Below are 13,018 nucleotides of genomic sequence, written 5' to 3' on the forward strand. Positions count from 1 at the left end.
ATCATGGCTCGTAATGTCTCGACGCGCTCCAAAATCGGCTTCACCATTGTTGCCTGGGCTATAGCACTTCTGCTGTTTTTCCCGATCCTCTATGCGTTTCTCACGTCCCTGAAGACGGAGCCGGAAGCCATTGCGGGCTTCAGCCTCTGGCCATCTGGCACGTTTGAAAACTACATCACGGTCAACACGCAGAGGGATTACTTCAAGCCCTTCATGAACTCGGTCGTGCTGTCGGTCGGCTCCACCATCGTGGCACTTCTCATCGCGATCCCTGCTGCCTGGGCCATGGCCTTTTCGCCGACAAAGCGCACCAAGGATATCCTGATGTGGATGCTCTCCACCAAGATGATGCCTGCTGTCGCGGTGCTGGTGCCGATCTATCTCATCTTCCGCAATGCCGGTCTGCTCGATACCCGTATTGGCCTCACCATCATGCTCACCTTCATCAACCTGCCGATCGTGGTGTGGATGCTCTACACCTACTTCAGGGAAATTCCGGGTGAGATATTGGAAGCCGCCCGCATGGATGGCGCGTCGCTCTGGAACGAGATCGTCTATGTGCTGACGCCGATGGCGATCCCCGGCATTGCCTCGACGCTTCTTCTCAACATCATTCTGGCGTGGAACGAATCCTTCTGGACCATTCGCCTCACCACCACCAACGCCGCACCGCTGACAGCCTTCATCGCCTCCTTCTCCAGCCCGCAGGGTCTGTTCTGGGCGAAGCTGTCTGCGGCCTCGATGATGGCGATTGCGCCGATCCTCGTGCTTGGCTGGTTCTCCCAGAAACAACTCGTTCGCGGCCTGACCTTTGGCGCGGTGAAATAAGGAATAAGAAAATGGGCAGCATTTCCCTTAAAAAAGTTTCCAAGGTCTTTGGTGAAGCCAAGGTCATTCCCTCCATCGATCTCGATATTGAAGACGGCGAGTTCGTGGTCTTCGTCGGCCCGTCCGGCTGCGGCAAGTCCACGCTGCTGCGCCTCATTGCAGGCCTTGAGGATGTCACCGGCGGCCAGATCATCATCGATGGCAAGGATGTGAGCGAAAAGGCACCGGCAGAACGTGGCCTTGCCATGGTATTCCAGTCCTATGCGCTCTATCCGCATATGAGCGTGCGCAACAATATCGGCTTTCCACTGAAAATGGCCAAGCTCGACAAGGCCGTCATCGACAAGAAGGTCAATGACGCCGCAAGCGTGCTGAACCTCACCGATTATCTCGACCGTCGCCCGTCGCAACTGTCAGGCGGCCAGCGCCAGCGCGTTGCCATCGGTCGTGCCATTGTGCGTGAGCCCTCGGCGTTTCTCTTCGATGAGCCGCTGTCCAACCTAGATGCTTCGCTGCGCGGCACCATGCGGCTCGAAATCTCCGAGCTGCATAATACGCTGAAGACGACGATGATTTACGTGACCCACGATCAGGTGGAAGCCATGACCATGGCCGACAAGATCGTCGTGCTCAATCGCGGCAATATCGAGCAGGTCGGCTCGCCCATGGAGCTTTACAAGTCGCCGCGCAATCTCTTCGTTGCGGGCTTCATCGGCTCGCCGCGCATGAACTTCGTCAAGGGTGCTTATGCTGAGGCCAAGGGTGCCGATACCATCGGCGTTCGCCCGGAACATCTGCTGCTGTCCAAGGAAAGCGGCTTGTGGAAGGGCACGGTAACGGTTGCCGAACATCTGGGTTCAGATACTTTCCTCCACATCAAGGTCGATGGCATCGGCATGATTACCGCGCGTGCGGGCGGCGAGTTTGCCTGCCAGCATGGCGATACGGTTTTCCTCACGCCTGACGAGACCAAAATCCACACATTCGATAGCAAGGGCCTGGCCATATGACATGCAAACTCTCGCTCGCAACGCTTGAACAGGCAAAGGCGACGGCTGCCGTCCCGGCCTATTCCCGCAGCGATCTGTCCGCTGGCATCGTGCATTTCGGCGTCGGCAATTTCCACCGTGCCCATCAGGCCATCTATCTGGATGATCTGTTCAACACCGGTGCCGACCATGACTGGGCGATCATCGGCGCGGGCGTTCTGCCGTCCGATGCCGTCATGCGCGAAAAGCTTGAGGCCCAGGATTTCCTGACGACAGTCGTGGAGCAGGATAACAACCGCACCGGCGCACGTGTGACCGGCCCGATGGTCGATATCCTGCCGATTGGCGACACCAGCGCCATTATCGAGACCCTTGCTGATCCAAAAATCCGCATTGTCTCGATGACGATTACCGAAGGCGGCTATTTCATCGACGCCTCTGGCAAATTCAATCCGCAGCATCCGGCCATTGCCGAAGATGGCAAGAACCCGACTGCGCCAAAGACCGTCTTCGGCCTCATCGTTGCTGGTCTCAAAGCCCGCAAGGACAAGGGCATCCAGCCCTTCACCGTCATGTCCTGCGATAATATTCCGCATAACGGCAAGGTCACCAAGAACGCCGTTGTCGGCGTGGCGGCACTGTCTGATCCTGCCTTTGCTACATGGATCAGTGAAAACGTTGCCTTCCCCAATTCCATGGTGGACCGCATCACGCCAGCCACCGGTCAGCGCGAACGCGATATCGCCCGCGATGATTTCGGCATCGATGACAACTGGCCTGTCTTCTGCGAAGAGTTCAAGCAGTGGGTCATGGAAGACAATTTCCCGGCTGGCCGTCCGGCGCTGGAAAAAGTTGGCGTTCAGTTCGTGCCCGAAGTTGCCCCCTATGAGCATATGAAGATCCGCATCCTGAATGGCGGCCATGCGGCAATTGCCTATCCCGCAGCTCTTCTCGATATCCACTTCGTGCATGAGGCGATGGAGCATCCGCTCATCCGCGCTTTCCTCGCCAAGCTGGAGAAGGAAGAGATCATCCCGATCATTCCGCCGGTGCCCAATACCGACCTCAACGAATATTTCGACCTGATCGAGCGGCGCTTCCTCAATCCGAAGATTGGCGATACGATCCCTCGTCTTGCGCAGGATGGCTCCAACCGCCAGCCGAAATTCATCCTGCCGTCTACGGCGGATCGTCTGGAAAAGGGCGATGATATCGTCGGTCTCTCGCTGGTCTCTGCGCTCTGGTGCCGCTATTTTGCAGGCACATCCGATAGCGGCGCGCAGATCGTCTTCAATGACGCGAGCGCCGAGCGCCTGCAGGCCGCAGCTATCAAGGCCAAGGATGATCCGATGGCGTTTCTGGCGCTCACCGATATCTTCGGAGACGTCGCCAAGTCGGAACTGTTCCAGAAACGCTTCGCCCATGCCTTGAAGACGCTGTGGGAGAAGGGTACCGCTGAGACGCTTGAACTTTACCTGCAAAACAAACTCGTCAGCTGACGAAAAGAGATGGGCCATGCAAACCGGGAACGCGCCTCTGCTGATCTTTGATTGCGACGGCGTTCTCGTGGATAGCGAGCCGGTTTCGATTGCTGTTCTGATCGACATGGTGGCCCATCAGGGCGTCGAGATCACCGAGGAAGAAGCCTATCAGCGCTTCCTCGGTCGCAGCGTCGCCAGCATGACGGCGACGCTGTGGGAAGAATACGGCATCGAAACCGATATCGATTTTCTCGAGCATATGCGCAGCGTCCTTTTCGAACGCTTCCGGCAAGAGCTGAAAGCCATCACCGGCATCGCAGATACGCTCGACCAACTGCCAGCCGCCCGCTGCGTTGCATCCTCCAGCCAGCCGGAGCGTATCCGTTATTCGCTGGGGCTGACGGGACTTCTGGAGAGGTTCGAGCCGCATATCTTCAGCGCCACGATGGTTACGCATGGCAAGCCCGCGCCCGATCTCTTCCTCCATGCCGCACGGCAGATGCAGGCCGACCCTGGCGATTGCATCGTGATCGAAGACAGTCCTGCGGGCATCGCTGCGGCGAAGGCCGCGGGAATGCGGGTCTTTGCCTTTACCGGTGGCTCTCACGCGCGGTTCCCGGCATTTCGTGATCATATCGCCAGCCTTGAGCCGGATCTGGTGTTTGACGCCATGCCGGATTTGGTCCACCTTGTGGCCGATCAAACTGCGCGAAATTAGTGGCTGCGGGGTCTGTGCACCCTTGCTGAGTGGCTGCGACCGAGGGATGGGAATTTAGCTTCATGCGTGAATATCTTGTTGCTGTCGATGTCGGCACGGGCAGCGCGCGGGCTGGCGTTTTCGATGCATCCGGCGGTCTCATTGCGCGTGCAACCCATCCCATTGTCATGCAGCGTCCAAAAGAGAACCACGCAGAGCATGATTCCGCCGATATCTGGAACGCCGTCTGTGTAGTCGTCCGCCGTGCCGTTGCGGATGCCGCTATTGGCGCTGCGTCGGTCGCAGCAATCGGGTTCGATGCGACCTGTTCGCTGGTCGTGCGCGGACCTCAGGGCCAGCAGGTCAGCGTGTCCACCACCGGCCAGGAGCGGTTCGATACGATTGTCTGGCTCGATCATCGCGCCATAGCACAGGCCGATTTTCTCACCGTATCGCGCCATCCGGTGCTGGATTTCGCCGGTGGCTCGATCTCGCCGGAAATGCAGATGCCAAAGTTGATGTGGCTGAAGAAGAACCTGCCTGAAAGCTGGGCGAAGGCAGGCTATTTCTTCGATCTGGCCGATTTCCTGACATGGAAGGCCAGCGGCAGTGCGAAGCGGTCCAACTGCACGCTCACCGCCAAGTGGAATTTTCTGGCGCATGAAACGCCGGGCTGGAGCCAGGATTATCTGGAGCTTGCCGGTGTCGAAGACTTGCTTGCACGTGGCGGCCTGCCCGCATCGACGGTGGCGCCGGGTAAAAGTGTTGGCAAGCTTTCCCCGCAGGCAGCGGAAGAGCTTGGGCTCGATACCGGCTGCGAGGTGGCAGCAGGCATGATCGATGCCTATGCCGGTGCGCTCGGCGCGCTTGGCGGCAGCCTGCAATCGGATGTCGGCAGCAATGTCGCGCTGATTGCCGGAACCTCCAGTTGCCTTGTCACGCTCACGCCCAAGCTGATGCCCGGCCACAGCCTGTGGGGTCCCTATTGGCAGGCCGTTCTTCCAGGCCACTGGCTGGTGGAAGGCGGGCAATCGGCCACCGGCGCGCTTCTGGATCATGTGGTGCGGATGCACGCCGCAGGTGGCGATCCAACCTCCGCCCTGCATCAAAGGATCGTGGAGCGTGTCCAGCATCTTCGCCGTTGCGAAGGGGAGGGCTTTGCCGATCATCTGCATGTCCTGCCCGATTTCCACGGCAACCGTTCCCCGCTTGCAGATCCGCACGCGCGCGGTGTGGTGAGCGGGCTGACGCTCGATACGTCATTCGACAGTCTCTGCCGGCTGTACTGGCGCACTGCCGTGTCCATTGCGCTCGGCGCGCGCCATGTGCTCGATGCCATGCAAGGTTTCGGTTACGGGGTGGACACGCTGCATGTAACCGGCGGCCATGTGCATAATCCATTGCTGATGGAGCTTTATGCCGACGTAACCGGCAAGCGCATCATCGTGCCGGCGACCGCCGATGCGGTGCTTCTCGGCACAGCCATGACTGCTGCAAGCGCTGGCGGTGTTCATGATGGGCTGGCCGCCGCCGGTGCGGCCATGTATCCGGGCGGGGAGGAAAAGCAGTCCAGCGGGGCAGACAGGCAACGTTATGATCGCGACTATCGTCGCTTTCTTGCCATGTACCGGCACAGGGAAGAACTGGAAAAAATCTGATTTGGCGTCTGGAGCGGCAGCAGCCGCTCCATGGAGGTTGTAAACCTGTTATGATCAGGCGTTCAGTGTGCGCTGAATATCGCCGATGCGGCGGTTGCGGTCGCGGCGGTTGCTCTCACCCTTTTGCGAAAGGGAATGCAGCATGAATTCGGTAATTGCCACCAGCTGCAACATGCTGTGCCCGCCATTCTGGCCAAGCGGAATGGTCAGGCAGATATCGGCACTGTCCGGGCCCCATTCGTAAAAGCGGGTGGTGATCAGGACGGTCTTGTAACCCGCCTTCATCGCCATCTTCCCCAGCTTCTGCAGGGCTGCGAGATTGCCGCCGCAATCCATCAGCACCAGCAGCGTGCCTTCGGCAGGCTCGTCCATCAGGGCGATGTAGCTCGAGCCATCGTGATGCAGATAATGCACATGTTCCCGGCTTTCGAGAAGCTTGGTGTAGAAGTAACGGCAGATACCGAACCCTTCCGCGGAGGAGGCGACAAAGACCTCTCTGCTCTCCGTGATGTTGCTCAGTGCTGTTTTCCAAACCGACTGCCCCGCCAGATCGTAGACGGCCTGCACAGCCTGGATCTGCTGAAGCATCAAGGAAGAAAGCGGTGTCTGCGGTGCTTCCTGGGCTGTCGCCGGTGCCGGCTCGGTACGATGAGACTCATCGCGCAGATGTTCGCGAATGTCGCTCAATTGCCGGTATCCGAGAGACCGGAGAAAACGGCCGACTGTCATCGGGCTCAAATTCAGCTTTTCCGCGAGAGTCGCGGCTGTTTCAAATGGCAATTCGGCCAGATGTTCGATCAGATACTTCGCAATCCGTCGTTCCGACGGTGTGCCGGTCTTCAGCGAACGGGTAAGATCAATCAACAACTTTTCCAACGACGCCTCGTTATTTTTCTCTTTAGCGGACGATGGTTGTAAAACGAGATATCTCGCAGCCAATCGTTTCGGCTAGTTTGTCCTTCAGGCGAAGCGTCATCTCGTAAACCCCCGCTTCGAGAACATACGACTTTTTGCCTGTTTGTTTTTATAGTTTAGCGGTCACTTTTCTTCAAGCGCAAAATAACAGGACGCCATTTTTCTTTCGCGGATGGGTCGCGATTATTGTTTAAGGGGGTGCAAGTGCCTATTTTTCGTGCGGCGGAAGTCCTCTCCAGGGATTTTCGAAATCCCTTACAATGGAGGCAATTTGATGATTTTTGACGCCGCTCGACGTGCTTTCGGCAACCTTTTTGCCGCCGAATCACGGTCGGTTCTGTGGAAGTCGTTGGGGCTGACGATTCTGGTGCTGATCGGCCTGTGGTTCTCTATCCGTGCCGTCTTCATATGGCTGGCATTGCCGTGGTTTGATTCGCTGTTTCCTGGGATGCCGGAATGGGCGGGATGGATGAGCTTCGTGTTCGCCATTCTGGCGGGAATAGGCCTTGCGCTGGCGCTTGCCCTTCTCATTTCGCCGGTCACCGCCATCATTGCCAGCCTGTTTCTGGATGATGTGGCGGAGGTCATCGAGAAGAATGACTATCCCAACGACAGGCCCGGCACCGCCATGCCCCTGCGCGAGGCCATTCCGTCATCGCTGAAGTTCTTTGGCGTCGTCATTGTCGGCAACTGCGTGGCCCTGCTGCTGCTCCTCGTTCCCGGCGTCAATCTCATCGCGTTTTTTCTGGTCAACGGCTATCTGCTGGGTCGCGAGTTCTTCGAATTTGCAGCGATGCGGTTTCGCACGCCCGCAGATGCGCGCGCCTTCCGCTCCAAGCACGGCACAACTGTCTTCATGGCCGGTCTTGTGATTGCCGCCTTCCTCGCCGTGCCGTTCCTCAACCTGCTCACACCGCTGTTTGCGGCATCGTTGATGGTGCATCTGCACAAGTCGGTTTCGGCGCGCGACCCGTCATTCTCCAATCAGCTGAGCCGGTAGTTCCATCAGTGGCGCCGGGATGTCGCAGGTCTTTTCCGGCGATTTGCACAGATCGGCAATCACGCAACGCTCGCATTCCGGCTTGCGCGCCTTGCAACAGTACCGGCCATGCAGGATCAGCCAGTGGTGCGCGTGGAAAAGATACTCATCGGGAATGATCTTCACCAGCCGGTCCTCCACCTCATCGGGGGTCTTGCCCGGTGCAAGGCGAAGCCTGTTGGCGATACGAAAGACGTGCGTGTCGACAGCAAGCGTCGGAATGCCGAAGGCCATGGACATCACCACATTGGCGGTCTTGCGGCCAACACCGGGCAGCATTATCAGCTCTTCGCGCGAGCGTGGTACTTCGCCGCCAAAGCTGTCGATCAGCATCTGCGACAGCGCCATCACGTTCTTGGCCTTGTTGCGGTAAAGGCCGATGGTCTTGATGTGTTCGATGAGCTTTTCCTCGCCCAGATCAAGCATTTTCTGCGGCGTATCTGCTACGGCAAACAGGCCGCGTGTTGCCCTGTTGACGCCCACATCCGTTGCCTGCGCCGATAGGGCCACGGCCACGACCAGCGTAAACGGATTGGAGTGCTCCAGTTCGCCCTTGGGTTCCGGCCGCTGAACGGAAAAGCGCCGGAACATTTCCTTAAGCTGGTCCTTCGAATAGATCGTGCGTGTCCGCACAGGCTTGCGGGCAGACATTGAATTTGACTTTTTCAACGTTTGGGCGCTGGATCGTGTCTTGATATTTGTCATAGTCTGATGTCAGCTTTTTGTTTCGCACGGAACGACCGAGCCCAGTCTCACGCCGTTCGCTCCGATGCCCATCGAGGACGGCAAGGTGGACAGCATAAACGAGCAGCCGGTTTTTGCAGCGGAACTTGTTCCTCATCGCTCCCTCGGACGCAAGGGCTTTCGCGTTCTTCTGGCGCTTTCGGGCGCCGTCTGCCTGTTTTACGGAATCTTCTTCACCGTCACCGGTGCCTGGCCCATCGGCCTGTTTCTGGGGGCGGACTTCCTGCTGCTCTATATCGCCTTTCGCGCCAATTACCGGGCGGCAAAGGCGCGGGAAGAGGTGTTTGTGTCACGCACCAGCCTTTCCATTCGCAAGTTTTCTCCGGCAGGCCGCATGGTCGAGCATCGGTTCAATCCGTTCTGGGCCCGCTTTCGCGTCAACCGGCATGAGGAGATCGGCATTTTGTCCATGCATGTCTCGGGCGAGGGGCGCATGACGGATGTCGGCTCCTTTCTCAACCCGGATGACAGGGAAAGCTTTGCAAAAGCCTTTCGCGGTGCGCTCGCCACGGTCCGGCGTTGAATCTGGTCGCCCGGGCAAGAAACGGGTGGCGATGGACAGGCCCGCGTGGTTTTCTCCGCAGCCAAGGAGATACGCCATGAACGCCAATATCATGCTGAAGGAAGACATCACCCCTGTTGGATCGGATTACGAGACGGTGCGCCGGGTGATCGAGATCATGACGACAGACTATCGCGATCAGCCTTCGCTTGACGCAATCGCCGCCCGGCTCTCCCAATCTCCCACACAGTTGCAGAAGACATTCACCCGCTGGGCGGGCCTGTCGCCCAAGGCTTTCCTGCAGGCGGTCACGCTTGATCATGCCAAGCGGTTGCTGCGGGAAGAAAGCCTGCCGCTGCTCGAAACCTCCATCGAGGTCGGCATGTCGGGGCCGGGCCGGTTGCATGATCTTTTCGTCACCCATGAGGCGATGTCGCCGGGCGAGTGGAAGGCCAAGGGCTCGGGTCTGCGCATCCGCTACGCTTTCCACCCATCGCCCTTCGGGCTGGCTCTCATCATGATCACGGATCGGGGGCTCGCGGGTTGCGCCTTTAGCGATGAAGGTGGCGAGACGGCCTGTTTTGAGGATATGGCCCGGCGCTGGCCCAATGCCTGCTATGTGGAGGACAGTGCGGCGACGGCGCCCTATGCCTCGCGCATTTTCGATTCCGGCCAGTGGAAAAGCGAACAGCCGCTGCGCGTCGTCCTGCTCGGCACCGATTTTCAGGTGCGGGTGTGGCAGAGCCTGCTCAAGATACCGCTCGGCAGGGCCGTGACCTATTCCCATGTGGCCAAGGATATCGGCCAGCCAACCGCGTCGCGCGCCGTGGGCGCTGCCATCGGCGCCAACCCCATCTCCTTCGTCGTTCCCTGCCACCGCGCCGTCGGCAAAAGCGGCGCATTGACGGGCTATCACTGGGGCCTGACCCGCAAGCGTGCTATGCTGGGATGGGAGACGGGCAAGATCTGACCATGTCCAAGGGGCGGGTTTTCGGCCCCTTGCGCTGGAGACGCCGCGTCTCGTTATTGTGTTGCGCCTGAGGCAAGGTCCAGCAACGCCCGCGCTGCCGCCTCATCGGTAATCAACGTGTTGCAGCCGATCCGCTTGATGGTGGCACGTATCGCAATCGCACGGTGGGCACCGCCGGAGGCCAGCACGATGTGTTTTGCCTTTTTCAGCGTATCGAGACCGATGGCCATGGCGCGCCCGTTGATGGGATGATCGACGGAGCGGCCTTCGGCATCGATGAAGTTGAACATGGTGTCGCAGACGCAGCCTGCGCTCACCAGTTCCGCATGGGTTTCCCTTGAAATGAAGCCTTCCGAAAGGGACGTGGAGTGGGGGCCGATATCGCCGCAGCTGACGATCGCAAGGTCGAGGTTCTCAGCCAGCTCGAACAGGGTGTTGAGGCCGCATTTTTCAATGAGCGCGCGGCGCGTCTCTTCCGAATCCACCAGAAGCGGTGCCAGAAACATGTAGCATTCTGCCCCAAGCGCGCTTGCCAGCCGCCATGTATAATCCAGCGGGTTGGTCTGGTGGACCGCAACGATCCCGCCCAGCAGCGAGACGACCTTGCAGTTTTCCCGGCGCGGCGGGCGAAAGCTGGAGAGGGAGGCCGTCATGGTGCGGCCCCAGCCGACACCGATTGTGGCATTGTCTGGCACGGCTTCGGACAGGAACTGCCCAAGCGCCAGGCCAACGGCCTTGGCTATGTCTTGTGCATTGGCGGAGGCCGAAGGAATGATGATGGCCTCGTCCAGCCCATAGGCGCCTTCGAGCTTTATCGCCAGCTCGACCAGATCCTCAATGCCTTCGTTGATCCAGATCTGCACCTCGGACCGCTTCATCGCCTCGTCCAGAAGGCGGATGACGGTGGAACGGCTGATCCCGAGTTTCTCCGCAACATCCTTCTGCGTCATGCCCTGGTTATAATAGAGCCAGGCCGCTCTCAGGCGCAGTGATGCAGCCTCGGAATAGGACGTATGGGTGTCTCTTCGCAGTTTTGCCACTGTTTTCGCCATCATCTGTTGTGCTGCGAGTATGGCCGCTGTGAAACTTATGTCAATTGGATTGCGCAAATGTCTTGACTTTACATTTTGCAGCGCGCGATACTCGGCCATCAAAAGCAACCGGTTTCGCCCTGAGCAAGCAAATGGAACGGAAGCCGGCGCAAGCAGTTTTCAAGAGATCACGAGGATCACACGGCATGACGTCCAAACTTGACCAACTTCGCAAAATCACGACTGTTGTTGCCGATACGGGTGACATCGAGGCGGTCGCTCGCCTCAAGCCAGTTGATTGCACCACCAATCCCTCCATCGTTCTAAAAGCGCTCGGCACGCCGATGTTTGCCGATGCCGTCAAGGAAGCGGTGACATGGGGCAAGAAGCAGGGTGGCCAGTCCGATGCCGTCGTCGGCGCTGTAGCAGACCGTCTCGCCATTTCGGTTGGCGCTGCCCTGGTCGATCTCGTGCCCGGCCGCGTGTCGACGGAAGTCGATGCCGACCTTTCCTTCGATACCAAGGCATCGATTGAAAAGGCACATCAGATCATTGCCGGTTACAAGGAGCGCGGCATCGAGCGCGATCGCATCCTCATCAAGCTTGCGTCGACATGGGAAGGCATAAAGGCCGCCGAAGCGTTGCAGGCAGAAGGCATCGATTGCAATCTGACACTGCTCTTCTCGCAGGCGCAGGCGATCGCATGTGCCGAAGCCAAGGCCTTCCTCATCTCGCCCTTCGTTGGCCGTATTCTTGACTGGTACAAGAAGTCGACCGGTGAAAACTACACCGCAGAGACCGATCCGGGCGTCGTTTCCGTGCGCAAGATCTACAACTACTACAAGGCCAATGGCATCCAGACTGTGGTGATGGGCGCATCCTTCCGCAATGCTGGCGAGATCGAGGCGCTGGCCGGTTGCGACCGCCTGACCATCAGCCCGGCTCTTTTGGAAGAACTGGACAAGGACACCGGCACGCTGGAGCGCAAGCTGTCTGCTGACGATGCCAAGGCCGAGCCTTTGCAGTCGCTGGATGAAAAGGCGTTCCGCTGGCACCTGAACGAAGACGCGATGGCCACGGAAAAGCTTTCCGAAGGCATCCGCCAGTTCGCCAAGGATCTCGAATCCCTGCGCGGCATTGTCCGCAAGGAACTCAGCGCCGCAGCGGCCTGAAATAATTCTGGAACCTTTGCGGGATTTGCCCGTTATTGAAGTATAATATCTCCAGTCTTGAAAAGCGCGATCGGTCCCCTGCCGGTCGCGTTTTTCATTGTCCGGCTGCAATTTCCGAAATCTTGGCTGCGGCTTTGCGGATCAGAATGACGCAGTCCTCAGCACTTGGAGCCTTGCTGTTCATCGGCGTGATGTAAGGGCATGTGATGGCGGCAAGCGCCGTTCCGTCTACTGTCAGAACAGGTGCAGAGATGTTGCGCACACCAGCGGTCTGAAGGCTGTTCATGCTCTCATAGCCATTGTCCCGCACCTCATCCAGCCGCTCGATCAGCCCTTCAGGCACGCCGTCCTCGTTGCCACCGCGCAGCTGCTCTGCAATCATTCTGTCGCGCTGGGCGTCGTTTTGAAATGCCAGAAGAACGTGTCCGGAACCGGTGTTGAACAGGCTCATCTGCGCGCCAACGCGAATGGAAAGCGCCCAGTAGGTGGATGAGTCCTGCTGGGCGATCACCACAACCGAACCGCGGTCATAGACCGCCAGATGGCAGGCCTGCCCGGCTTTGTTGGCGAAATCCCGCATGACGGGGGCTGCAAAGGAAACCAGCCGGCGCAGCGGCGCGTGGAAATGGGCAAGACCGAAGAGTTTGAGCGTCAGGAAGAAGCGGTCTCCGTCCTGCCGCTGGACATAGCCGCGACGCACCAGCCGGTCCAGCATTCGGTAAAACTCGTTCGGGCTTTTGCCGATGGCCTTGGCAATCTCCACCTGCGTCAACCCGCCATCGGTGCTGGCCAGAAGCTCAAGAATGTCGAGGCCCTTGTCGAGCGCCGGTGCTCGGTACTTCTCGCTGTCTTCTTCACTCATTGCGTCTCTTTACCGCTGGCTGTCAGCCGCGCCCCGATGGGGCTGGCCAAGTTGACTTGACGTTATATAAATACACTGTTTACATATGAATTGTCGATCTACATTCGATTTATATGCGCGCCAGCGCGGG

General features: G+C 58.7%; 13 protein-coding genes. 9 read left to right on the forward strand and 4 right to left on the reverse strand.

Annotated elements, in window-relative coordinates:
* The first annotated feature begins 3 nt into the window (after positions 1–3).
* From ASF69_RS00490 to ASF69_RS00510, 5 genes are all read left to right on the forward strand, one after another.
* Entirely contained in the window at positions 4–828 is an 825-nt protein-coding gene (locus ASF69_RS00490) for a carbohydrate ABC transporter permease (RefSeq protein WP_062584297.1), read from the forward strand.
* Between the two features lie 11 nt (positions 829–839).
* A complete protein-coding gene (locus ASF69_RS00495; RefSeq protein WP_062584298.1) occupies positions 840–1,838 on the forward strand; it encodes an ABC transporter ATP-binding protein in 999 nt (332 codons plus the stop codon).
* Complete coding sequence (locus ASF69_RS00500) at positions 1,835–3,316, forward strand: mannitol dehydrogenase family protein (protein WP_062584300.1); 1,482 nt, start codon at positions 1,835–1,837, stop codon at positions 3,314–3,316. The genes ASF69_RS00495 and ASF69_RS00500 overlap by 4 nt, the downstream gene beginning before the upstream one ends.
* A 16-nt stretch (positions 3,317–3,332) precedes the next feature.
* Entirely contained in the window at positions 3,333–4,016 is a 684-nt protein-coding gene (locus ASF69_RS00505) for an HAD family hydrolase (protein ID WP_062584302.1), read from the forward strand.
* Between the two features lie 62 nt (positions 4,017–4,078).
* A complete protein-coding gene (locus ASF69_RS00510) occupies positions 4,079–5,653 on the forward strand; it encodes an FGGY-family carbohydrate kinase (protein ID WP_062584304.1) in 1,575 nt (524 codons plus the stop codon).
* A 54-nt stretch (positions 5,654–5,707) separates the two neighbouring features.
* Here ASF69_RS00510 and ASF69_RS00515 read toward each other — a convergent pair whose 3' ends face one another.
* On the reverse strand, positions 5,708–6,517 hold the full coding sequence (locus ASF69_RS00515) for a MurR/RpiR family transcriptional regulator (protein WP_244475354.1): 810 nt from the start codon (positions 6,515–6,517) through the stop codon (positions 5,708–5,710).
* 325 nt (positions 6,518–6,842) lie between these two features.
* Here ASF69_RS00515 and ASF69_RS00520 point away from each other — a divergent pair, with 325 nt between their 5' ends.
* Positions 6,843–7,568, forward strand: a complete 726-nt coding sequence (locus ASF69_RS00520; protein ID WP_062584305.1) for a sulfate transporter family protein — start codon at positions 6,843–6,845, stop codon at positions 7,566–7,568.
* Here ASF69_RS00520 and nth read toward each other — a convergent pair.
* On the reverse strand, positions 7,542–8,312 hold the full coding sequence (gene nth, locus ASF69_RS00525; protein ID WP_062584307.1) for an endonuclease III: 771 nt from the start codon (positions 8,310–8,312) through the stop codon (positions 7,542–7,544). The genes ASF69_RS00520 and nth overlap by 27 nt on opposite strands.
* 85 nt (positions 8,313–8,397) lie before the next feature.
* Here nth and ASF69_RS00530 point away from each other — a divergent pair, with 85 nt between their 5' ends.
* Together ASF69_RS00530 and ASF69_RS00535 are read left to right on the forward strand one after the other, a co-directional pair.
* Positions 8,398–8,874, forward strand: a complete 477-nt coding sequence (locus tag ASF69_RS00530) for a DUF2244 domain-containing protein (protein WP_112962996.1) — start codon at positions 8,398–8,400, stop codon at positions 8,872–8,874.
* 76 nt (positions 8,875–8,950) lie between these two features.
* Entirely contained in the window at positions 8,951–9,823 is an 873-nt protein-coding gene (locus tag ASF69_RS00535) for a bifunctional helix-turn-helix domain-containing protein/methylated-DNA--[protein]-cysteine S-methyltransferase (protein ID WP_062584311.1), read from the forward strand.
* 53 nt (positions 9,824–9,876) lie between these two features.
* On the opposite strand, the gene ASF69_RS00540 is transcribed toward ASF69_RS00535, so the two are convergent.
* Positions 9,877–10,875, reverse strand: coding sequence for a sugar-binding transcriptional regulator (locus ASF69_RS00540; protein WP_156461975.1), 999 nt, complete (start codon positions 10,873–10,875; stop codon positions 9,877–9,879).
* Positions 10,876–11,060: 185 nt separating this feature from the next.
* Here ASF69_RS00540 and tal point away from each other — a divergent pair, with 185 nt between their 5' ends.
* Entirely contained in the window at positions 11,061–12,026 is a 966-nt protein-coding gene (gene tal / locus ASF69_RS00545; protein ID WP_062584313.1) for a transaldolase, read from the forward strand.
* Between the two features lie 94 nt (positions 12,027–12,120).
* On the opposite strand, the gene ASF69_RS00550 is transcribed toward tal, so the two are convergent.
* On the reverse strand, positions 12,121–12,888 hold the full coding sequence (locus ASF69_RS00550; RefSeq protein ID WP_062584314.1) for an IclR family transcriptional regulator: 768 nt from the start codon (positions 12,886–12,888) through the stop codon (positions 12,121–12,123).
* Between the last annotated feature and the right edge of the window lie 130 nt (positions 12,889–13,018).

Source organism: Rhizobium sp. Leaf311 (genome assembly GCF_001423445.1).
Classification (GTDB): domain Bacteria; phylum Pseudomonadota; class Alphaproteobacteria; order Rhizobiales; family Rhizobiaceae; genus Agrobacterium.

Excerpts from the sequence above, each read along its gene's own strand:
- ASF69_RS00490 (WP_062584297.1), top strand. The coding sequence starts at position 4 with ATGGCTCGTAATGTCTCGACGCGCTCCAAAATCGGCTTCACCATTGTT.
- ASF69_RS00495 (WP_062584298.1), top strand. The coding sequence starts at position 840 with ATGGGCAGCATTTCCCTTAAAAAAGTTTCCAAGGTCTTTGGTGAAGCC.
- ASF69_RS00500 (WP_062584300.1), top strand. The coding sequence starts at position 1,835 with ATGACATGCAAACTCTCGCTCGCAACGCTTGAACAGGCAAAGGCGACG.
- ASF69_RS00505 (WP_062584302.1), top strand. The coding sequence starts at position 3,333 with ATGCAAACCGGGAACGCGCCTCTGCTGATCTTTGATTGCGACGGCGTT.
- ASF69_RS00510 (WP_062584304.1), top strand. The coding sequence starts at position 4,079 with ATGCGTGAATATCTTGTTGCTGTCGATGTCGGCACGGGCAGCGCGCGG.
- ASF69_RS00520 (WP_062584305.1), top strand. The coding sequence starts at position 6,843 with ATGATTTTTGACGCCGCTCGACGTGCTTTCGGCAACCTTTTTGCCGCC.
- nth (WP_062584307.1), bottom strand. The coding sequence starts at position 8,312 with ATGACAAATATCAAGACACGATCCAGCGCCCAAACGTTGAAAAAGTCA.
- ASF69_RS00535 (WP_062584311.1), top strand. The coding sequence starts at position 8,951 with ATGAACGCCAATATCATGCTGAAGGAAGACATCACCCCTGTTGGATCG.
- ASF69_RS00540 (WP_156461975.1), bottom strand. The coding sequence starts at position 10,875 with ATGGCGAAAACAGTGGCAAAACTGCGAAGAGACACCCATACGTCCTAT.
- tal (WP_062584313.1), top strand. The coding sequence starts at position 11,061 with ATGACGTCCAAACTTGACCAACTTCGCAAAATCACGACTGTTGTTGCC.
- ASF69_RS00550 (WP_062584314.1), bottom strand. The coding sequence starts at position 12,888 with ATGAGTGAAGAAGACAGCGAGAAGTACCGAGCACCGGCGCTCGACAAG.